General features: G+C 40.7%; 20 protein-coding genes and 2 pseudogenes. 17 read left to right on the forward strand and 5 right to left on the reverse strand.

The window, feature by feature from the left end; genetic code table 11:
* Positions 1-443: 443 nt before the first annotated feature.
* Positions 444-653: a zinc ribbon domain-containing protein gene (locus BTN49_RS20895; RefSeq protein ID WP_097356766.1), complete on the reverse strand. Its 210-nt coding sequence runs from the start codon at positions 651-653 to the stop codon at positions 444-446.
* A gap of 1,581 nt (positions 654-2,234) precedes the next feature.
* Here BTN49_RS20895 and rpmF point away from each other — a divergent pair.
* From rpmF to BTN49_RS07880, 12 genes are all read left to right on the forward strand, one after another.
* The gene (gene rpmF, locus BTN49_RS07825; RefSeq protein WP_097356710.1) at positions 2,235-2,405 is read left to right on the forward strand and encodes a 50S ribosomal protein L32; all 171 of its coding nucleotides are present in this window, start codon (positions 2,235-2,237) and stop codon (positions 2,403-2,405) included.
* A 9-nt stretch (positions 2,406-2,414) separates the two neighbouring features.
* Complete coding sequence (gene plsX, locus BTN49_RS07830; protein ID WP_097356711.1) at positions 2,415-3,440, forward strand: phosphate acyltransferase PlsX; 1,026 nt, start codon at positions 2,415-2,417, stop codon at positions 3,438-3,440.
* Between the two features lie 5 nt (positions 3,441-3,445).
* Positions 3,446-4,399, forward strand: coding sequence for a beta-ketoacyl-ACP synthase III (locus BTN49_RS07835; protein WP_097356712.1), 954 nt, complete (start codon positions 3,446-3,448; stop codon positions 4,397-4,399).
* A gap of 13 nt (positions 4,400-4,412) precedes the next feature.
* Positions 4,413-5,336: an ACP S-malonyltransferase gene (gene fabD, locus BTN49_RS07840; RefSeq protein ID WP_097356713.1), complete on the forward strand. Its 924-nt coding sequence runs from the start codon at positions 4,413-4,415 to the stop codon at positions 5,334-5,336.
* A gap of 56 nt (positions 5,337-5,392) precedes the next feature.
* Positions 5,393-6,127 carry a 3-oxoacyl-ACP reductase FabG gene (fabG, locus tag BTN49_RS07845; RefSeq protein ID WP_097356714.1) on the forward strand — a complete coding sequence of 245 codons (735 nt, stop codon included), beginning with the start codon at positions 5,393-5,395 and terminating at the stop codon, positions 6,125-6,127.
* Between the two features lie 157 nt (positions 6,128-6,284).
* Positions 6,285-6,521, forward strand: a complete 237-nt coding sequence (gene acpP / locus BTN49_RS07850) for an acyl carrier protein (protein ID WP_097356715.1) — start codon at positions 6,285-6,287, stop codon at positions 6,519-6,521.
* Positions 6,522-6,618: 97 nt separating this feature from the next.
* Positions 6,619-7,869, forward strand: coding sequence for a beta-ketoacyl-ACP synthase II (gene fabF / locus BTN49_RS07855; protein ID WP_097356716.1), 1,251 nt, complete (start codon positions 6,619-6,621; stop codon positions 7,867-7,869).
* A 63-nt stretch (positions 7,870-7,932) separates the two neighbouring features.
* On the forward strand, positions 7,933-8,742 hold the full coding sequence (gene pabC / locus BTN49_RS07860) for an aminodeoxychorismate lyase (protein WP_097356717.1): 810 nt from the start codon (positions 7,933-7,935) through the stop codon (positions 8,740-8,742).
* A complete protein-coding gene (gene mltG / locus BTN49_RS07865) occupies positions 8,739-9,752 on the forward strand; it encodes an endolytic transglycosylase MltG (RefSeq protein WP_097356767.1) in 1,014 nt (337 codons plus the stop codon). Before pabC ends, mltG begins: the two co-directional genes overlap by 4 nt.
* A complete protein-coding gene (gene tmk / locus BTN49_RS07870; protein WP_097356718.1) occupies positions 9,749-10,381 on the forward strand; it encodes a dTMP kinase in 633 nt (210 codons plus the stop codon). The genes mltG and tmk overlap by 4 nt, the downstream gene beginning before the upstream one ends.
* Entirely contained in the window at positions 10,335-11,333 is a 999-nt protein-coding gene (locus BTN49_RS07875; protein ID WP_223824018.1) for a DNA polymerase III subunit delta' C-terminal domain-containing protein, read from the forward strand. Before tmk ends, BTN49_RS07875 begins: the two co-directional genes overlap by 47 nt.
* 44 nt (positions 11,334-11,377) lie before the next feature.
* Positions 11,378-12,154: a TatD family hydrolase gene (locus BTN49_RS07880; RefSeq protein WP_097356720.1), complete on the forward strand. Its 777-nt coding sequence runs from the start codon at positions 11,378-11,380 to the stop codon at positions 12,152-12,154.
* Between the two features lie 278 nt (positions 12,155-12,432).
* Here the strand turns inward: BTN49_RS07880 and BTN49_RS14085 are convergent, their stop codons facing one another.
* The gene (locus BTN49_RS14085; protein WP_158523693.1) at positions 12,433-12,588 is read right to left on the reverse strand and encodes a hypothetical protein; all 156 of its coding nucleotides are present in this window, start codon (positions 12,586-12,588) and stop codon (positions 12,433-12,435) included.
* A gap of 355 nt (positions 12,589-12,943) precedes the next feature.
* Positions 12,944-13,984, reverse strand: a complete 1,041-nt coding sequence (locus tag BTN49_RS07885) for a GMP reductase (protein ID WP_097356721.1) — start codon at positions 13,982-13,984, stop codon at positions 12,944-12,946.
* 848 nt (positions 13,985-14,832) lie between these two features.
* Here BTN49_RS07885 and BTN49_RS18000 point away from each other — a divergent pair.
* Positions 14,833-15,561, forward strand: a pseudogene (locus BTN49_RS18000) (IS5 family transposase); the annotation flags it as partial.
* 275 nt (positions 15,562-15,836) lie between these two features.
* Here the strand turns inward: BTN49_RS18000 and BTN49_RS20900 are convergent.
* Both BTN49_RS20900 and BTN49_RS13195 read right to left on the reverse strand, forming a co-directional pair.
* Positions 15,837-15,944, reverse strand: coding sequence for a transposase (locus BTN49_RS20900; protein ID WP_097356768.1), 108 nt, complete (start codon positions 15,942-15,944; stop codon positions 15,837-15,839).
* Between the two features lie 66 nt (positions 15,945-16,010).
* Positions 16,011-16,217, reverse strand: coding sequence for a hypothetical protein (locus BTN49_RS13195; RefSeq protein WP_146679290.1), 207 nt, complete (start codon positions 16,215-16,217; stop codon positions 16,011-16,013).
* Between the two features lie 491 nt (positions 16,218-16,708).
* On the opposite strand from BTN49_RS13195, the gene gap reads away from it, so the two are divergent.
* The 4 genes and pseudogenes from gap to BTN49_RS07920 all read left to right on the forward strand — a co-directional run bounded on the left by gap (position 16,709) and on the right by BTN49_RS07920 (position 22,425).
* Positions 16,709-17,704, forward strand: a complete 996-nt coding sequence (gene gap, locus BTN49_RS07905; RefSeq protein ID WP_097356724.1) for a type I glyceraldehyde-3-phosphate dehydrogenase — start codon at positions 16,709-16,711, stop codon at positions 17,702-17,704.
* 182 nt (positions 17,705-17,886) lie between these two features.
* Positions 17,887-18,614 (forward strand): annotated as a pseudogene (locus tag BTN49_RS22315) (transposase).
* A gap of 574 nt (positions 18,615-19,188) precedes the next feature.
* Complete coding sequence (locus BTN49_RS07915) at positions 19,189-21,123, forward strand: PrkA family serine protein kinase (protein WP_097356725.1); 1,935 nt, start codon at positions 19,189-19,191, stop codon at positions 21,121-21,123.
* Between the two features lie 39 nt (positions 21,124-21,162).
* Positions 21,163-22,425 (forward strand): YeaH/YhbH family protein, encoded by a 1,263-nt coding sequence (locus BTN49_RS07920; RefSeq protein WP_097356726.1) that lies wholly within the window; start codon positions 21,163-21,165, stop codon positions 22,423-22,425.
* Positions 22,426-22,487: the final 62 nt, after the last annotated feature.

The raw sequence follows: 22,487 nt of genomic DNA on the forward strand, positions 1-22,487 counted from the left end.
CCATAACAATCACAGCTTGCTCTGGAACTTTCGGAAGTAAATCTTATTCGATTCCTGCATTAAATACCTCCGTATTAATACTTTCAATTACTAAGCTAACCTGAGCTGCGCATAAGAAATGAACTAATTGCCTAAGTCACGATGTGATCGTTTGAAATAAACTATAAAAAGTGTCCCTTATTTCAGCAAATATAGTAAAAAAATCGTCGAAATAGGAAATATCAGAAAACCAGCTTTGTTACCAATTTCCATCCGGTTGCAATTGCTGAGAACGAAGCTCGGAAAGTAGTAATGACGAGAGAAAAAACTCTAAATACAGTTGTATCCCCGAAGCAGGCTTTTAAATCCTTCCAATGTTAACATCCTCCCCCCACGTTCGTGCTTCGCGACTACTTAAGGGGATTCTCATTACTGGGTGATACTAAATGGATTTAGTGGCGGTTTCATGTTGCTGTCGGCATTGTTGTACCTCTCACTTCACAGGCTAATAAGCGATGTCCTCGCTCTAAAACATTTATAGAGCCAACAACATCAGCGTTGTTGGCGTAATTATACCCTACGCATTCAAAGATCGCTTGTGTCTTCCGATTTTCCCGTGAGACATGACCGCAACACAGACAAGTTTGACTTATGTAATGAGCAGGAACGGCAATAACTAAGCCACCCTTTCAAATTTGCTTATACTCAATCTTCCTTTTGAACTCATACCAACCATGATCTAAGATGGATTTATTAAGTCCTGATTTTACCCTGATATTTCTACCATATTCTTCTGACACCTGAAATCCGGCATTCCCCCTAAGGAGGAAGGGAAATCTAATAAAATCGTCGATCTCGGTGGACATTGTGTTTAAATTATTCATGTTCAAGTCTTTTTATGGCGGATGCTTTGATTCAAACGATGAGATCGCGACTTGGAAATTTAGTTCATTTCTTATGCGTAGCTCAGGTTAATTGAGTATTTAACCCCGTGATTATTGAAGATGCTTGATTTTTAATCAAAAATGAAGATTAGGCTACGCACTACGTAAGTGCCTCTAACCAAGAAGCAAAAATAAACATTCGAAACCCAGCAGGATACAACACTTGATGGTCAAGTCTGCAACCGCATACAAGCACAGGGTGATAACATCAGTACTTAATGTGCACCCAAAACTGTAGGTCATGTATTCAATTATCGGCCTAGGAAATGTTTAGGGTTTTAGCATCCTGCTGTTCTTTTTAAAGAAAGAGCATTAGCAGCTTGATTGGGAAACCTTGCCTTTCAGACTTAAATTTAAGTCTAAGGATGACCCTGTATTGAATTATACATATACGTGGGTTATTGTAATGTTTTAAACATTAGTTTTGTAACTAATAAGTTGGATAGGTGTCAACCTTACTTACAACGTGGTAGTGTTGGTGTCCATACATGGTAGATACCATGCTTTTAACAACACTTGTTATCCTGATAAAACAGGACGTTTACACTCAAACTCGCTTATTTGTGGTACACATTAAACTTTAATAAGTGTAATAAACATCCTGTGTTATTGAGCCTTTTATCTATAGGCAGTTTAACTTTTGCTAAGTACCTATTGTTCGTGTTCGGAAAATTATATCCTCGTTTTTGAATAGGCGTATTTATTTTAGGTTAAAGCTGTAAAGGATAAATTTATTTGACTAAGACTGTTTTGGAAGCATAAAATGTGCATCCGATACAGCAGGTAAGGCTACCACAGCAGTTAACCTGTTTAGAACTGACAGATAGTAGTTTGGCCAATAGGGTCATTATCATAGTTAAATATCTTATAGCGTCTTACAGAGGAAACCAAGGGGGTTATCAGTCATGCGTTTGTCAGACTCACGTTAGAATTCGATGAACAAGGACTCAAACTTTTAGTTTTCGTACAAAGGTCATCGTTAGTATTGAGTGTAAACCTTGCTGGACAGTCTATGTCTATATAGGTTGTTATGATGTAAAACTTGTTTACAGTCCGATTATTCAATAAAATAGCAACTTACTCATTTTCTGAAAACTTATGAATGAGTATTTTTCGATGAAAAAGGGTGGAGTTAACCTAGGTCAACTTATCTAAGATAAGTTGATTATAACTTTGACACCGATTTCTATGCATGAAAATGTACGATTGTAAGGCCGATGGTATATCATTTGGTAAAATCCTACTCGATGATCGTTTTAAATCCATTTGCCATTTTGGAAAACTTAGAAAACGTAGTGAGGAGTAGGGTTAATGGCAGTACAAAAGAGTAAAAAATCACGTTCTATGCGTGGCATGCGTCGCTCACACGATGCACTAGGGGCTTCCGCTCTGTCAGTCGATGTAACCTCTGGTGAAACTCACCTGCGTCACAATGTAACTTCTGATAGTTACTACCGTGGCCGCAAGGTAATCAACAAGTAAGGTTAAGCCTTGATTGGTCAAACCATCGCACTTGATGCTATGGGTGGAGATTTTGGATCTCAGGTAACAGTGCCTGCCTCCGTGCAGGCATTGTTACGTTTCCCGTTGTTAAACGTCATACTCATCGGCGACCAGTTTGAAATTTCACGTCGGCTTGTCTTGCTGGGTGAAGAACAGGCTTCACGCATTTCTATTGTCCATGCAGAATACTCCATTGCTAATGATATGAGACCTTCACAAGCACTTCGTACCAGTAAAGGTTCATCAATGCGTATTGCTTTGGAATTAGTTGCTGATGGCAAAGCAGATGCTTTTGTCAGTGCCGGAAATACCGGTGCGCTGGTAGCATTGTCTCGTTCTTTGTTAAAACTTCTTCCTGGTATAGACCGACCTGCCCTTGTTTCTGCACTCCCCTCACTTGGTCATCACCAAAGTTGGTTGCTAGATCTTGGTGCAAATGTGTCTGTTGATGCGGATACCCTGTTCCAGTTTGCCGTCATGGGCTCGGTATTAGCAGAAGAGCAGCTTGGATATCGTCCAACTGTTGGCTTGTTAAATATAGGTGAAGAAGGAATTAAAGGAAACGATTTAGTAAAATGCTGTTCTAAAATGCTACAGCAATGTTCTGCGGTCAATTATATCGGCTATGTTGAGGGCGATCAGATCTATACAGGAAAAGCTGATGTAATTGTCTGTGATGGGTTTGTTGGCAATGTGAGCCTTAAGACTAGTGAAGGGGTTGCTAGACTGTTTCTGGAAAACCTAAAAATGCATGTTCTAGAAAGTCCTTTCAAAAGACTGGTGGCTAAATGGTTACTTAGTAGGCTCTTTAACGCACTAAATCACCTGAGTCCAGACCAATACAATGGCGCAAGTCTGCTAGGATTACGTGGAATTGTAGTGAAAAGCCACGGGCGTGCTGATATTACCGCTTTCCAACACGCTATAGGGGAAGCGGTTCACGAAGTTGATCGTCAGCTACCTAAAAAGATATGTGAGCGCTTGGAAGAAGTACTACTCGAGAGGCATTATTAGTCTTCATGTACAGCAATATTTTAGGTACAGGCAGTTTTTTGCCTGAAAAAATTCGGAGTAACAGGGATCTCGAAAAAATGGTAGATACCAGCGATGAGTGGATTGTTGCTCGCACTGGTATTAAAGAACGTCGAATCGCTGCCGCTGATGAAACAGTGGCCACCATGGCTTATCATGCAGCTTGTCATGCCTTAAATATGGCCAAGCTTGATAAACAAGAAATTGACCTCATTGTTGTAGCCACTACTAGTGGTGAAAGTGCTTTCCCTTCCGCTGCCTGTGATGTACAAGCTATGTTGGGGATTAGTGGTTGTCCTGCATTTGATATAGCAGCCGCCTGTTCTGGTTTTGTCTATGCGCTTAGCGTTGCAGACCAGTATGTAAAATCTGGTATGTCGCGTAATTCGTTAGTTATTGGTTCTGATCGTCTTTCACATATGTGTGATCCTACAGACCGCTCAACAGTTATCTTGTTCGGTGATGCTGCTGGTGCGGTGGTTGTTGGTGCCAGTGAAGAACCTGGAATTATCTCTACCCATTTACGGGCTGACGGAAAGTTTGGTGAATTTCTTAACCTGAAACACCTAACACGCAGTCAAGTAGAAGAAGACGCTTGGCTAGCAATGTCGGGTAATGATGTGTTTAAAGTGGCGGTAACGCAACTTGCAAATATTGTTTCTGAAACGTTAGATGTTAACCGAATGAATAAGTCTGAAATCGACTGGTTGGTGCCTCACCAAGCCAACTATCGTATCATTAAGGCTACCGCGAAAAAACTATCCCTGTCTATGGATCAGGTAGTTCTTACCTTGCATAAACACGGTAATACATCAGCTGCTTCTGTTCCGACTGCTCTTGATGAAGCCGTTCGTGATGGGCGTATTCAACGTGGCCACATGATATTGCTCGAAGCATTTGGAGGTGGTTTCGCTTGGGGTTCTGCTCTAATTAAGTTTTAATAAGGAACACACTATGTCTAACTTTGCTATAGTTTTTCCAGGACAAGGCTCACAAACTGTGGGTATGCTAGCAGCATTATCAAATCAATTTGATGTCGTCAATCAAACATTTGCAGAAGCATCTTATGTACTTGGTTACGATCTTTGGGCATTGGTTCAAAATGGACCTGATGCGGATCTAAATCAAACCCATCGAACCCAACCAGCATTACTGACAGCGTCCGTGGCAATTTGGCGGGTGTGGAAACAAGAAGGGGGTGGACAACCATCTGTGATGGCCGGTCATAGTTTGGGTGAATACTCAGCACTGGTTTGTGCAGGTGTGATTGACTTTAAACAAGCAGTTAAGTTGGTTGAACTGAGAGGGTTGTGGATGCAAGAAGCAGTTCCTGCTGGTATTGGTGCGATGTCTGTAATTATTGGCCTAGGCAAGGATGCGATCGCAAAGGCATGTGAAGCAGCATCGCTGGATCAAGTGGTGTCTCCTGTTAGCTTTAACTCACCAAATCAAGTGGTAATTGCGGGGAATAAGGAAGCCGTTGAACGTGCGAATGAGTTGTGTGCAGCAGCAGGAGCTAAATGTGCATTACCATTGCCTATCTCGGTTCCGTCGCACTGTGCATTGATGAAGCCTGCTGCAGAGAAATTAGCGAAAGCCCTTGGACATATTAAATTTTCTCCACCATCAATTCCAGTATTCAATAATGTTGATGTATCTGTAGAGACAGATCCAAAGGCGATTAAATCAGCACTTGTACGTCAAATGTTTAATCCTGTGCGCTGGACTGAATGTGTTGAGAAAATGGTAAATAAAGGCGTTAAAAATTTACTTGAAATGGGTCCTAGCAGGGTACTGACGGGGTTTACGAAACGGATCGACCGTAAACTCTGTGCCACTGCCGTTAACGATCCTGCTTCTTTAGTCGCTGAAAAGTAATTTCTGATTATTATAGCCAGTGGTTGTTGGCTACCGCATTTAAGGAATGTATAAAAATGACCATGAAAGGTAAAATTGCTCTTGTTACGGGTGCAAACCGTGGTATCGGTTGTGAGATTGCAAAAATTTTGGTCGAACGTGGTGCGACGGTTGTAGGTACAGCAACGTCAGAAAGCGGAGCCTCTGTGATTACTGGGTTTTTAGGTGAGAGTGGCAAGGGTTATGCCTTAGACGTAACGTCTACTGAGGCTATTAAAACTGTATTGATAGACATCAAGGAGGATTTTGGTGATATTGATGTCCTAGTGAACAATGCGGGTATCACCCGTGATAATTTAGTGATCCGAATGAAAGAAGACGAATGGCAAGATATCATGGATACTAACTTGACCTCGGTATTCCACATGTCAAAAGCGGTAGTGCGTGCAATGATGAAGAAACGTTGTGGGCGTATCATTAATGTAGGGTCTGTCGTCGCTGCAATGGGCAATGCAGGTCAAGTCAATTATGCAGCGTCTAAAGCTGGCGTAGTTGGCTTCACAAAATCTATGGCTCGAGAAGTTGCCTCGCGCGGTATTACCGTAAATACCGTTTCGCCAGGTTTCATCGAAACCGATATGACAAAGTCTCTGAACGCATTTCAGTTGGCTGAAACACTGGCAAAAATCCCTGTTGGACGTCTAGGTGTACCGAGAGATATTGCAGCTACAGTGGCGTTCTTGGCGTCAGATGATGCTGCTTATATTACTGGAGAGACACTGCATGTCAATGGAGGCATGTACATGATTTGAACACTAATGCTACAAGGCTGAATGATACAGATCAAACTCCAGCCGTTTATGATGAAATTTATGGTTTGACCAGCATTAAGGGTGTTGCAACTTCCACGTTATTGAATAAACTACTGCACATATCGCAACTGCGAATTTTGTAAGGAATGGTATTAATATGAGCAACATTGAAGAACGTGTTAAAAAAATCATCATCGAGCAACTGGGTGTAAACGAAACAGAAGTTAAGAATGAAGCATCTTTCGTTGACGATTTGGGTGCAGATTCGCTGGATACCGTTGAGCTGGTAATGGCTCTGGAAGAAGAATTCGATACCGAAATTCCAGACGAAGACGCAGAGAAAATCACTACTGTTCAAGCAGCAATCGATTATGTTGTAGGTACGTCTGAATAATCAAAAACAAGTCTTTACAGGCGGTCATATTGGCCGCCTAAATTTTTTCTAGCACTCCGATATTTTGTAATATCATCTTTTTCCGGAGAATAGCATCGTGTCTAAGCGTCGTGTTGTGGTCACTGGCATGGGGGTGTTATCACCTGTAGGTAACACTGTTGAATCATCTTGGAAAGCCCTTCTCTTAGGGAAAAGTGGTATTCAAACTATTGAGCATTTTAATACCACAGGTTTCACAACGAAATTTGCTGGTTTGGTAAATAATTTTAATCATGAAGGTTACATATCTAAGAGAGATGTACGCAGAATGGATTTATTTATCCAGTACGGTATCGCAACCAGTGTTCAAGCACTTAAAGATTCTGGCTTAGTAATCACTGAACAAAACGCTGATCGTGTAGGTGTTGCGATAGGTTCTGGTATTGGTGGATTGGGTTTAATCGAAAAAAACTATCGTGCATATCTAGAAAAAGGCCCACGTAAAATCAGCCCATTTTTTGTACCGTCGACTATCGTAAATATGATTGCCGGTCACGTTTCAATTAATTATGGCTTGCGTGGTCCAAATATTGCGATTTCGACGGCATGTACAACGGGATTGCACAATATTGGTCACTCAGCACGTATGATCTCATATGGTGATGTGGATGTAATGGTTGCAGGTGGTGCAGAGAAAGCGTCCACTGAACTGGGTATTGGAGGGTTCGCCGCAACGAAAGCATTGTCTACACGTAATGAGGATCCACAAGCAGCTTCTCGTCCTTGGGATAAGGATCGTGATGGTTTTGTTTTAGGTGATGGTGCGGGTGTTATGATTGTTGAAGAGTACGAACATGCGAAAGCCCGTGGCGCAAAGATCTACTGTGAGTTAGTTGGTTTTGGTATGAGTGGAGATGCGTATCACATAACATCTCCAAGTGCAGATGGATCAGGTTGCGCATTGGCAATGAAAGCGGCCATTCGTGATGCTGGTATTTTTCCTGAAGATATCGGTTACATTAATGCACATGGCACTTCGACACCAGTGGGTGATTTGGCCGAAACTGCAGGTATCCGTTTGGCTTTTGGGTCTGCGGCTGATAAGGTTATGGTCTCTTCGACTAAGTCGATGACTGGCCATCTTCTTGGTGCAGCGGGTTCTTTTGAAGCCATCATCACAGTGTTGTCACTGGTTGATCAGGTTGTTCCTCCTACCATCAATTTAGACAATGTTGATGAGGGTTGTGATCTGGACTACGTTCCTCATGAAGCTCGCCAAGTAAAGATGGAATACGCGCTGTGTAATTCTTTCGGCTTCGGTGGTACTAATGGCTCATTGATTTTTAAAAAATCTAGACTTTATTGGTAAATAATGATGATTTGATAGTAATATATTTAACCGTTTACTTATCTGTACTTCAGGAGTGATGGAATGATTTTACTAAATGGACAGCCTTCTGAATGTATTCCTATCACAGACCGTGGATTGCAGTATGGGGATGGGTGCTTTACCTCTATGTTAGTAAAACATGGTGTAGTGTCAGCATGGATGCTGCATGACAAAAGATTGCAGACTAGTGTGAAATACTTAGGTATCATGCCGATCGATTGGAATGATGTGTGCCATTGGGTTCGTCAGGCTGCAAAAAGCCAGCAATACGCAAAAAAATCTATCGTTAAAGTCATTATCACACGTGGCACAGGTGGTCGAGGTTATAACCCTATTGGCTGCCATTCTCCTAATGTTTTGGTTTCTACACATACCTACCCCCTTATTTATGAGAAATGGTGTAAAGAGGGTATACAAGTAGTATTACTTGAGCAGCGTTTAGGTATTTCGCCGTTGGCGGGTTTTAAATGTTTAAATCGCCTCGAACAAGTCATGCTAAAACGAGAAGTGCAAGCACGTGGTGCGGATGATGGCGTCGTTTGCGATATGCACGACCATTTGGTTGAAACGTCAAACTCTAACTTATTTTGGCGCAAGGATAATACGCTTTTTACACCAAATTTACTGCTAGCTGGTGTGTGCGGTACCATGAGAGAGCAAGTGATAGCTGTGGTGGGTGAACTTGGGTTTGATCTACAAGAAGTGTCTATCGGCTCCGAAGTGCTTAGGGATGCGGATGAAGTATTTATCACAAATGCGATCATGGGTATAATACCTGTACGATGTATTGAAAATATACATTACAGTTCGTTTGATGCCTGTAAAAGAATCATACTGAGATTATGTGCGTGATTAAAAAAACTGCCATCGTCGCATTTTATTTGGTATTCGCAGTGGTTGGAAGTATGCGTTGGGTCTCTGGTAAAGTTGAAGAGTATGTGAATGCACCAATAAGGAATGATAGCAACGTATTGTTTACTGTTCCTGAAGGGGCAAATTATCATTCAGTAACGGGTTATCTTGTGTCGGAAGGAATGGTAGATTCGTCACAGTGGGGGCGATGGGCGACGAAAATATATCCGGAACTTACGTACATAAAAGCGGGCACCTATCAACTTGAGCCCAATATGCGAGTTGTCGACATCTTTTCGGTGTTTCGTGCTGGAAAAGAACACCAGTTTGCAATCACGTTTGTTGAAGGGAGTACATTTAAGGAATGGCTAGAGCTTTTGGCTAAAACTGATTCGATTCGCCATGAAATGACCTCTTTAAGTGAATCTGAAATTGCTATGAAACTAGGATTGCCGTCGGAAAAAGGAGAAGGCTTATTCCTTCCGGAAACATATTATTTTGTGATGGGAGATAGCGATACTTCAATTCTTATCCGTGCATTAAAACAGTTGAATGCAGAGTTAGAATCAGCGTGGAAAGATCGTGCAACAGGGTTACCAATCAAATCAACATATGAACTATTGACGTTAGCATCTATCATAGAAAAAGAGACATCAGTGGAGACTGAACGTGGTAAAGTGGCATCCGTATTTGTAAATCGCTTAAATAAGCGTATGCGACTTCAATCGGATCCTACTGTGATTTATGGGATGGGAGACAAGTACGATGGAAATCTTAGAAAGAAAGATTTGTGGGCACCAACACCATACAATACCTACGTGATTTTTGGTTTACCGCCTACACCAATTTCAATGCCAAGTAAAGCATCTATTATTGCCGCAGCTAATCCTGATAATACGCCTTATTTTTATTTTGTAGCTGATGGTCTAGGTAGACATAATTTCTCAACAACACTCACTGCACATAACCGTGCAGTCCGACAGTATCTGAAGACATTGAAAAATAAATGAACGGGAAATTTATTGTAGTTGAAGGCCTAGAGGGCGCAGGAAAAACAACGGCGATTAAGAAGGTGATTGATACGCTGAAGGAATATGGTGTTACCGATATCGAAACTACTCGGGAACCGGGTGGTACTCCACTGTCTGAACAAATACGGTCTTTGTTGAAAAAAGGTCATCCTGATGAATTGTTGACAAATATGGCAGAGTTACTACTGTTCTACGCAGCGCGTATTCAATTGGTTGATAATGTGATTAAACCTGCAATCAAACGTGGAATAACGGTGGTAGGTGATCGTCATGATATGTCTTCTCAAGCATACCAAGGTGGTGGTCGCGGTTTCGATCAAACGCTAATGATGGGCTTACGTGATACTGTGTTGGGAGATTTTCGCCCTGATTTTATCATTTATATGGATATTGATCCTGAATTGGGTTTATCGCGGGCGCGGGCGCGTGGCGAGCTAGACCGTATTGAGAAAATCACACCAGACTTTTTTCTTCGCACACGTAAGCGCTATTTAGAGCTGGCTGAATTGGATGATAACGTAGTTGTTATTGATGCGTCACAAACAATTGAAGATGTTGCAAATGACATTCAAACTTCCTTGTATATCTGGTTGGAAAATGCAAGCTAATGTATTTCCATGGCATGCTGAAACGTGGCAGCATTGGAAAACATTGCTTGGGCAGAAAAGTCTGCACCATGCCGTATTGTTAGCATCACCAAAAGGTAGCGGAAGATTAGCGCTTGCAGCCATGCTTGCAAAGACAATCTTGTGTAAAAACGGATCCCAAGAACCTTGTGGCGTCTGCCATAGTTGCGAACTTTTTGTTGCTGATACTCATCCTGACTTCCATTTGGTCAAGCCAGAGGCTGAAGGAAAACAGATTTGTGTTGATGCGTTGAGAGCTGTCAACCACTATGCATGGAAAACCTCCCAGCTAGGCGGACGGCGTGTTATTTTAATCCAAGACGCTGATCATCTGGGAGAAGCTGCTGCAAATACTATTTTGAAAACGTTAGAAGAACCCCCTTCAAGTTGTTACTTTATTTTGGTTGTGGCATCTATGAACACTATGTTGCCAACTGTGGTTAGCCGTTGTAATAAATCGAGACCTAAGCAACCCAAAGAAGACTTCGTTAAACGCTGGGTAGAAAGCGAATTATTTCAGTCAGTACCAATACAAGTTATTCGCATTAATCGTGGTGCGCCGTTAGCAGCAAAAGCCTTTATAGAAAACGGCAATGTGACTATCCATGAGGCATTGATGGATGCGTTTGCAGGTTATCTTGAAAATAAGCAAGGTATGTTTATCTTGACTGAAAAACTTATCAAAACAAGTGGAAATGGTTTGCAGTGGTTAAGTTTTCTACTTCTCGATGTGATGAAATTACAGCAAGCAACCAACGAAGGCTTGGTTCACTGTGAATCATTATCGTTAGTTGAGAAAGTTAGTTACACTATCTCTTCATCCCTTGTTATTCGTCAGTTAATGGCACTGAACAAGATGAAAGCGCATTTAACTAGAAATTTGGGGCTTAATAATGAACTGATGATCAGCAACTGGTTGAGTGACTTCCAGTGATAGCATACCATACACATCTTTAAAGATGTATCGGAGTTAACAACGTGTTAGTCGATTCGCATTGCCATCTCGATAAATTGGATTACGATAATCTGCATTTAGGTCTTGCAGAAGTGATTATGAACAGCAAAAAATGTGGTGTGGATTACTTGTTATCAGTAGGACTGACCCTGCACAGTTTTCCAGCCATGATAAATTTGATTCGTCCATATAAAAATGTGTTTGCTTCGTGTGGTGTACATCCTCTGAATATAGAAGAAGGTTTTGATTTCAAGAAACTAAGAGAATTTTCATCGGATGAGCGTGTGGTGGCAATTGGCGAAACTGGTCTGGATTACCATTACCAACAAATACATGCTAAAAAGCAACAAGAGATATTTCGTCAACATGTTCGTCTTGCGGTTGAAGTGAATAAGCCGTTGATCATCCACACCCGAATGGCACGTAAAGATACGTTGTGTATTCTTAGTGAAGAAAATGCAGAAAAAGTAGGTGGTGTATTACATTGCTTCACTGAAAATTACGAAATGGCAAAAGCTGCGATCGAGTTGGGTTTTTATATCTCGATCTCTGGGATCGTAACATTTAATAAAGCCTCAGAGTTAAAGGAGGTTGTTCGGCGCCTTCCACTTGAGAGATTGTTGGTCGAAACGGATTCACCGTATCTTGCTCCGATCCCATACAGAGGGAAACAAAACCAACCCTCCTATGTTCGTGTGGTGGCTGATTACGTAGGGTTGCTTAAAGGTGTATCAGGGAATGAAGTGGCTAGGGTGACCTCAATAAACTTCTTTAATCTTTTCTCAACAGCTTCTCGTTGAGAGACTACCATCAATGATGAATTGAGTAGAAGTGCTGTTTAGAGAGGGGCTTAATCTTATAAGACTGTAGTTTATAGCCTTTTGCACATGTCGTACCTGAATTCAGATCTGAAGTACGATACTTTCTAATCAAGCATACTAATGCTATTTTTTTAAAAAGAACTGCAGGCTACTTAAACCCTAAATATTTCTTAGGCCAGTGATTGATCCTTTCTTGAGTGAAGGTAATTTCTTCATCTGTGACTATTCTTAAGTTTGTCCTTTTTTGATATACCATCTCAGCAGTCCATCAGTATTTTATTTGCCCCTAGTTCCCATGAAGAGCAGGGGGAAAAGTGAAGTTCAACATCCAAATCTTTTTCTGTATTTTTATACTGAGCGCATTTTCGACCATTATCCGCTATAATCACACGGCCATACTCTTTGTATGGCATCAGTAAATCAATTGTCGCTAAGGTTATAATTAACTACTAATTTCGATACCACTTTTCAATTTAACATTCTGTGCATAAGAAATGAACTAAATGCCAAACTCGTAATCTGATCGTTTCAAACAAATTATCAGTCGCAAAAGGACGTTAGCATGAATAATTCAGACGCTGGCTTCACATATATCGACGATGATCAGATCATTTTATCAATTTTATTTTCGTGATGTTAAGACGTGTTACACGAAATTTGTCTACCGTCACCTAACAGATAAATTCTCTGATAAGCACAGCTCTCGCCATATATACTGATTTAAAGATTTCTTCCGCACTTCTAATCTTTTATTATAATAAATGGTTATTACTTACTATAAAGGTTATTTTCTTGCTCTTGTACTCGAATGAATGTGGTTCGTTTTGTTAGTTCTTTTAGCTTTGCTGCACCAACATAAGTGCAAGTCGAACGCACACCACCAAGAATACCAGACATTGTATTGTGTACAGAGCCCCGGAATGGAAGTAGTACGGTTTTTCCTTCAGCTGCTCGATATTTGGCAATGCCACCCGAGTGTTTCTCCATTGCAGATTTTGAGGACATACCATAAAATTTCATGAATGTTTTGCCATCTTTCTCAACTAGTTCACCACCACTTTCCTCGTGACCTGCTAACATACCACCCAGCATCACGAAATCTGCACCGCCACCGAATGCCTTAGCAACGTCGCCCGCACATGAACAACCACCATCACCGATAATTCGACCACTTAGACCGTGAGCTGCATCAGCACACTCAATGATTGCTGACAATTGTGGATAGCCTACACCTGTTTTAACACGTGTAGTACATACAGAACCTGGGCCAATGCCAACTTTCACGATATCTGCACCAGCAAGGATAAGTTCTTCAACCATGTCACCCGTAACAACGTTACCTGCGATGATCACTTTATCTGAAAACGCTTCACGTACTTTACCAACATATTTAACTAGATGTTCTGAATAACCATTAGCAATATCCACACAAATGAAAATCAGTTCATCCGACAATGCCATCACCCTCTGTGTTTTCTTAAAATCAGCTTCAGATGTGCCAGTTGATACCATCACGTTATTTAGGGTTTTTGCCTCTGATTTAGCAACAAATGTGATCCAATCATCCACAGTGTTATGTTTGTGGATTGCCGTCATACAATCATGCTCAGCCAGTGCTTTAGCCATATTAAAAGAGCCGACAGAATCCATATTTGCAGCTATCACTGGTACACCAGACCATTGACGCTTGCTGTGTTTGAATATAAAAGTACGGGTTAAGTCGACTTGGGATCGGCTTTTTAGATTAGAACGTTTCGGGCGAAACAATACATCTTTATAACCCAGTTTCAAGTCTTGCTCGATACGCATTTGTATTTCCTTATCAAATCAGACATGCTATTTTGGATGTTGATCATGGTATCTTTTGCTATTGGCGAATAACACACAAAGTGCGTCATGTTGCCAACAGAAAACTGGAGTGTAATTTGGTATATACTCCGATTATATCAAAATAACTTGAAGATGCTAGGTTGCAAAAGTTATCAGTTTATCCAATTCGACGTAAATCCTCAGTATGGATTAATTAGTTTGTTTCACGGGATGTTAACGATTAAAGGAGCGTACCGCTGTCCTCCCCTAGGACGAGTTTGCCGACGTTATTCTCAGTGTTATACCTCTTCGATATAACTCACTACCCCTACATAATGGATGCTTTTATCATTACCCTCAGTAAAGCTCGCTGAGACCTGCATCTTCAAGTTATTTTGCTATATTTAGCATTATAGCCACATTAATTTTATTAACAAGACTGATAAAATGGAATTTGTCCTGTTACCTTTTGCTTATACATACCCCTATCAACCTGATATTCCTTACTATTATGTTTCACACTCCGATTATACATTGGTTAAAGTTCCTACCTATACAATTTTATATATACCAAAATAACTTGGAGATTATGATTGAATAGGTCTTCAATACGTTCAGTTCGGTGCAATTCATCATAGGAATAATCAGTTTATTTTACGGAGTTTTAACGACTAAATTGATGTACTAATTACCTTCTCGTAGGGCAAGTTTTATGACGCCACACTAGGTGTTATCCCTATTTAAAGGGATTTTTTTCCAAATATCTGAACTAATCGTAATTCCTATGATCAAATGATCATAAAGTTAAGCGGGAGGTGATGATGTAAAATAGAAAAACCAAGCACAAGATCAGCAACTGGAAACAATATTAAGTAAGCATTCGTAAACCGTGGCTCAGTGACTTTTTGGATAGACGTCCTTGCTATTAAGGCATGGGATTTTCTAAGACATTACGGTCATAATGAACGTGAGTTTATATTTTCAGATGCTGCGATTGAAACGGCAGTGATGGTGAAAGGTACTTTCAAGATCCCACCTCGTGGATTAAAAGGCTTTCTAAATTCTGGTTTTACGTTGCTGAATGTTCCGCTGAAATCCCCTATAATACACTTACACTTGCATTAGTCATGCGGTCGAAGACCGTAGAGGTTAAGTACCGTTTACCGAGGCGAGGAGCAGTCATCCACGTCGTTATTGATACCATAGGCCTAAAGGTATACGGCGAAGATAAATGGAAAACGCGTAAACACGGTAAGGAGAATTAGCGTATCTGGCGCAAACTTCATATTGCCGTTGATATGTCTACTCATGAGGTTCTTGCTGCAGAAGTTAGCCTAGTGTCTGTAGGGGATAATGAGGTTTTATCTACATTGATTAATCCATTACGACGAAAGATACAGCAAGTGAATGCTGATGAAGCCTATAACACAAGAGTCTGTTACCATGTACTGAAGAACAAAGGAATAACGCCTAGTATCCCACCTCGAAGCAATGCGGGGTACTAGGAGGAAGGGTATCCTATAAATGAAGCTATAAAGGCGTTGAAAGATAACAAACTGGCGGAGTGGAAAAAAGATTGGGATTAGTGCGTTATAGACCTGATCTAATCAACCTAAGATCTGTATAAGCGCTTTCTTATCAAGCCAAATCATCTTTATGCTCGATTTGGGATATGTTTTTTAGTTAGTCAAAAACGGTTCCAATAATAAATTGTTTCTAGAGCATCAGGAGATTCCAAAGTTTCATCATTTTGGGTTTCAAATTATTTTTCATACCCGTTATAAGGTGTCACTCGATTGTCTGCGAGTTTCCGCTCCAATGGACCGGAGATATAACCTTTATCTCCGTAAAACTACCCCACCATTCCTTTTTCTTGCTTCGTGGTACCTTTAAAAACTTGATATTTGAGAATGCGTAGGTTATGACAAACCTGTATTTTTGACGAAGCAACGAAGGCAATCCATGATGGTTATTGAGGTAAAAGCAAAGTGGAACCAGAACACCTTGCGCATTGGCGTGTAGCTGATTAATTCAGAAAATTCGTTGGTGAGGCAGAGGAAACAAAGTGGATGTAATAGGTTTTAAGGTCTTGATACCCTGATTGATGGAAAGTTATCATTATCGTTATCACTTCGCTTACGGAGAGGTGCGAAAGTTTATGTCTTTGTTTGATACCGAGAAAATTAGGTGTTTTGCCATGCCGGGAGGTAAATCTGGCAGAAGCCGTCGACATCGACGAAAATAGCGTCTAAGTTATGCATGCCCAAGTCCTTATGAAGACGATAGTTTTTTCAAACGATCAGATCGAGACTTGGGCATTTAGTTCATTTCTTATGTGCAGCTCAAATTATGATATAACTCCTGTGCATATCTCCTAACGGAGAGCGAAATCTACTTATTGAATACATGACCGTTTTTGTAGTGAAAGCTTCATCTCATACGAAGATAATTTTATAAGCTTAAGATTAATACGCATTGATTACATTGTCTGTGAATGCGTTACGAATTACCCTCCAAGCTGGCATTTTCTATTTGCATAAGTATCGCCATCGCCCAAAAATTCTCCATACTTTTTGTTTGCTAACAAGCGTACTTTACAAATAATCCATACTAATTTTTGACATCAAGCAATTTAGACAAGTTTTTTACTTGCATGGTTGGAACTGATTCTGTAATTTCACCACCAATGTCCTTTCTCTAGATATTAAGTTGTGGAGCAACATAATGACTATCAAAGTAGGTATTAACGGTTTTGGCCGTATTGGCCGTTTCGTTTTCCGTGCATCTATTAAACGTAGCGACATTGAAGTCGTAGCAATCAATGACCTGATCGACGTTGATTACATGGCATACATGCTGACTTACGATTCAACTCACGGACGTTTCAATGGTAAAATTGAGGTTATAGACGGGAACCTAGTGGTAAACGGTAAGATCGTACGCGTAACTGCTGAACGGAACCCTACTGACCTAAAGTGGGAGGAAATTGGCATTGATGTTGTTGCTGAGGCAACTGGCTTATTCCTAACTGATGCAGCCGCACGTCAACACATAACTGCCGGTGCAAAAAAAGTTGTTCTTACTGGTCCATCTAAAGACGCAACTCCAATGTTCGTTATGGGTGTCAATCACAACACTTATAATGGTCAAGATATCGTTTCTAACGCTTCTTGTACTACCAATTGCTTAGCGCCAATCGCTAAAGTACTAAACGACAACTTCGGTATCGAATCTGGCCTGATGACCACTGTTCACGCAACTACCGCTACCCAAAAAACTGTTGACGGTCTTTCTGTAAAGGACTGGCGTGGTGGTCGGGGTGCTTCTCAAAATATCATCCCTTCATCAACGGGTGCTGCTAAGGCTGTTGGCATGGTTCTTCCAGAACTAAACGGAAAACTAACTGGTATGGCGTTCCGCATACCAACTGCAAACGTTTCCGTTGTTGACCTGACTGTTAACCTTAAAAAGGCTGCAACCTACACAGCAATCTGTGCAGCAATGAAAGCTGCTTCAGAAGGTGAAATGGCCGGCGTTCTTGGTTATACTGAAGACGAAGTTGTTTCTCAAGACTTCATCGGTGAAGTTCTAACTTCAGTATTCGATGCAAAAGCCGGTGTTGCTCTAACAGATAAATTTGTTAAAGTTATATCTTGGTACGATAATGAAATAGGTTACTCAAATAAAACTTTGGATTTGATTGCACATATTTCTAAGTAAGACCGTTCTAGATTTTCCTTAAAGGCAATGAATAACAAAAGGCGAATGATTAGTCATTCACGTTCTATTAAGAATAGAACATAGATCTTAAGTTAACCTGAGCTGCGCATAAGAAATGAACTAAATGCCCAAGTCTCGATCTGATCGTTTGAAAAAACTATCGTCTTCATAAGGACTTGGGCATGCATAGCTTAGACGCTATTTTCATCGATGTCGACGGCTTCTGCCAGATTTACCTCCCGGCATGGCAAAACACCTAATTTTCTCGGTATCAAACAAAGACATAAACTTTCGCACCTCTCCGTGAGCGAAGTGATAATGATAACTTTCCATCAATCAGGGTATCAAGACCTTAAAACCTATTACATCCACTTTGTTTCCTCTGCCTCACCAACGAATTTTCTGAATTAATCAGCTACACGCCAATGCGCAAGGTGTTCTGGTTCCACTTTGCTTTCACCTCACTAACCATCATGGATTGCCTTCGTTGCTTCGTCAAAAATACAGGTTTGTCACAACCTACGCATTCTCAAATATCAAGTTTTTAAAGGTACCACGAAGCAAGAAAAAGGAACGATGGGGTAGTTTTACGGAGATAAAGGTTATATCTCCGGTCCATTGGAGCGGAAACTCTCAGACAAGCGAGTGACACCTTATAACGGGTATGAAAAATAATTTGAAACCCAAAGTGATGAAACTTTGGAATCTCCTGATGCTCTAGAAACAATTTATTATTGAAACCATTTTTGACTAACTAAAAAACATATCCCAAATCGAGCATTCTCGGCACCGTAGTTGTATTAGATTTATGGTTAACTTACTGGAAGGGTTTATAGCGTATTCATTTCAACTAAAGAAACAGAGCATCAAAAGAGCTCGACTTGATAAGCAAGCGCTTATGCAGATCTGAGGTTAATTTATTCTTCTCATTATAATTCTTTGTGGCGTATCCTTATACGCCATACATCCATGATAACCCTTCACCGCCCTCTTCCTAGTGTTATATATGCGCACAATATGAGAGACTCTCGGATGGTGCATGGTAACATATCACCTTCAGCATGCCTGATGAGTTCAGGGAAATATTTCGTAATAACAGCTGGCTGCTATGCCAGTTATTTAACTTTTATGGGCATTTCTTGTTCAGTTATGCCGATAAAAAACATATCTATATCTGTATCTTCTGCGCATTGAAAATCTACAGGAAAAGCTTAACCTCCACCTTCCCTTGTTTGTTATTTTAGGGGATAAGAAAACAGACAAAGGGAAGCTAATCTTTTTCAAAGTAAAAACCTCTCTTATACAGTTTTGAGGTTACATTATGAATACAAATTCTTATCACAAAAGGAAAATTATCGAAGATAACAAATAATTCAACCACGCAAATTGATCAGTTTCTACTAGTCTTAAATGAGTACGGATATGAAAGCGACTGCGCAAAAATCCTTACTCATTGTTAACAGTACGATTGAGGGGGAAGGAGCATGAGTATTTTCGACCACTATCGTCAACGCTACGAAGAGGCCAAAAACGAAGAGCTGAGCCTGCAAGAGTTCCTAGGTCTGTGCTGGGAAGATCGTAGCACATACTCCAATGCGGCGGAACGTTTGTTAATGGCTATTGGTCAACCAGAAATGATTGACACTGCACTAGATCCAAATTTAAGCCGTCTTTTCTCGAACCGGGTGATCTCTCGATATAAAACCTTCGAAGATTTTTATGGAATGGAAGAAGCCATAGAACAAATAGTTGCTTATCTCAAACATGCCGCTCAAGGGTTAGAAGAACGCAAACAAATTCTCTATTTGCTCGGCCCTGTTGGTGGTGGTAAATCATCACTGGCTGAGAAATTAAAAAATTTAATACAAAAGATGCCCATATACATCCTTACGGCAAATGGCAAACGTAGCCCAGTCAACGACCATCCCTTCTGTTTGTTCAATGCAAGTGCGGACGGAGTACTCCTTGAAAGTGAATATGGCATCCCCCAACGATATCTACGTAGCATCATGTCACCTTGGGCAGCCAAACGTATGCACGAATTTGGTGGTGACATCAGTAAGTTCAAAGTGGTGAAAATATACCCATCCATCCTTGATCAAATAGCAATAGCTAAAACCGAACCAGGTGATGAAAACAACCAAGATATTTCTTCATTAGTCGGAAAAGTTGACATTCGACAGCTTGAGCATTTTGCACAAGATGACCCAGATGCCTACAGTTATTCCGGTGCACTGTGTAAAGCTAACCAAGGTTTGATGGAATTTGTAGAAATGTTTAAAGCACCGATCAAAGTCCTTCACCCTCTACTAACCGCGACTCAAGAAGGAAATTATAACGGAACAGAAGGCCTTTCTGCACTTCCATTTGAAGGAATGATCCTAGCTCATTCAAATGAATCTGAATGGTTAACCTTCCGTAATAACAAAAATAACGAAGCATTCCTTGACCGCGTATACATAGTAAAAGTTCCTTACTGTCTGCGTGTTTCGGAAGAAATTAAGATTTATGAAAAACTGCTGCAAAACAGCGAGCTATCTGCTGCACCATGTTCACCTAGTACACTTGAGATCCTTGCACGATTTAGTGTACTTTCACGCCTGAAAGAGCCGGAGAATTCCAGCATTTTCTCAAAAATGCGTGTATACGACGGTGAAACCTTGAAAGACACGGATCCAAAAGCCAAGTCATATCAGGAGTATAGAGACTATGCAGGTGTCGATGAAGGTATGAACGGTTTATCTACGCGTTTTGCGTTCAAGATACTTTCACGAGTCTTCAACTTTGATTATTCTGAAGTGGCTGCCAATCCGGTTCATCTGTTTTATGTACTTGAACAACAAATCGAAAGGGAACAATTCCCTCAGGAATATACTGAAAGACATATTGAGAACCTCAAAGGATATCTTATCCCAAAATATGTCGAGTTTATTGGTAAAGAGATACAAACGGCCTATCTCGAATCATACTCCGAGTACGGACAAAATATCTTTGATAGATATGTCACTTATGCTGACTTCTGGATTCAAGATCAAGAATATCGCGATCCAGACACAGGTCAACTGTTCGACCGCTCTGCACTGAACAATGAACTTGAGAAAATTGAAAAGCCTGCAGGGATTAGTAATCCTAAAGATTTCCGTAATGAAATTGTTAATTTCGTACTTCGAACTCGTGCCAACAACGAAGGTAGAAATCCTAGTTGGACCAGCTATGAAAAACTACGTACAGTTATTGAAAAGAAAATGTTCTCAAATACTGAAGAATTGCTACCTGTGATTTCCTTCAACGCTAAAACGTCAAACGAAGAGCAAAAAAAACATGATGATTTCGTTGCTCGCATGATGGAGAAAGGTTATACCCATAAACAAGTACGTCTCCTGTCTGAATGGTACTTGCGTGTACGCAAGTCCTCATAATCAAGTAAGTTCAGAAAAGTAACCTACACACGGGGGCTTATGGCGCATTTTATAGATCGACGGCTCAACGGAAGAAACAAAAGTACCGTGAATCGTCAACGCTTTTTGAGACGTCACAAGCGACAAATCAAAGACTCTATTACGGACGCCATAAATAAGCGTTCAATCACTGATGTGGATAGTGGAGAAAGTATCATTATCCCTTCCAACGACATCCTAGAACCTACATTCCAACAAGGAAAAGGTGGACAAAGAGATGCTGTCCTCCCTGGAAATGACCAGTTTATTCCTGGTGACCGTATTGAACGATCGCGTTACAGTGATGGGCTGAGTGACGATCAAGCAAGTCCTGATAACGACAGACAGGACGATTTCATTTTCCAAATTTCCAAAGAGGAATACCTTGACTTACTATTTGAAGACTTGGAATTGCCAAATCTGCAAAAGAAACAGATCACCAAGTTAGTAAAATATAAAACATACCGTTCTGGTTTTAAAGCGACCGGTGTTCCCGCAAATATAGCAATTGTTCGTTCATTGCAAAACTCCTTAACACGACGCACTGCAATGTTGGCTGGTAAACGAAGAAAAATTCGCGAACTTGAAGCTGAACTAGAAGTACTAAAGAACAAAAAACCAGAACAACCTCTAGAAGAAATACGTGTTAGAGAAGAGATATATTTACTCAATGAAAAAATAGCAGCTGTTCCGTTTATTGACACCTTTGACTTGAGGTTTAAAAACTACGAAAAACGCCCACAACCTAGTAGTCAAGCAGTCATGTTTTGTCTGATGGATGTATCCGGTTCTATGGATCAAGCGACTAAAGACATCGCTAAGCGTTTCTACATCTTACTGTATCTGTTCTTAATGCGTAGCTATAAGAATGTGGATGTCGTCTTTATCCGCCACCACACACAGGCTAAGGAAGTCGACGAGCATGAATTTTTCTACTCTCTGGAAACGGGGGGAACGATTGTCTCAAGTGCCCTGAGATTAATGGATGAAATTACGAAAGCACGTTATCCCGAGAATGAGTGGAATATATATGCAGCACAGGCTTCAGACGGTGATAACTGGGCAGACGATTCACCAAGCTGTCGTGAGATTCTTGAATGTCGGTTACTCCCTGCTACACAATATTATTTTTACATAGAAATTACCCGTCGTGCCCATCAAACACTTTGGCGAGAATACGAGTATGTCAATGACAACCATGAAAACTTTACTATGCAAAACATTGGGGCTCCTGACGACATCTTTCCTGTTTTTCGAGAATTATTTAAAAAACAGATCCGATAACAGATTTGTTTTCATGTTTACACTTGCATTGAGCACTGAATTCAAAAGTCACCAAGGATAAC

Source organism: Candidatus Enterovibrio escicola (assembly GCF_002464935.1).
GTDB classification, from domain to species: domain Bacteria; phylum Pseudomonadota; class Gammaproteobacteria; order Enterobacterales; family Vibrionaceae; genus Enterovibrio; species Enterovibrio escicola.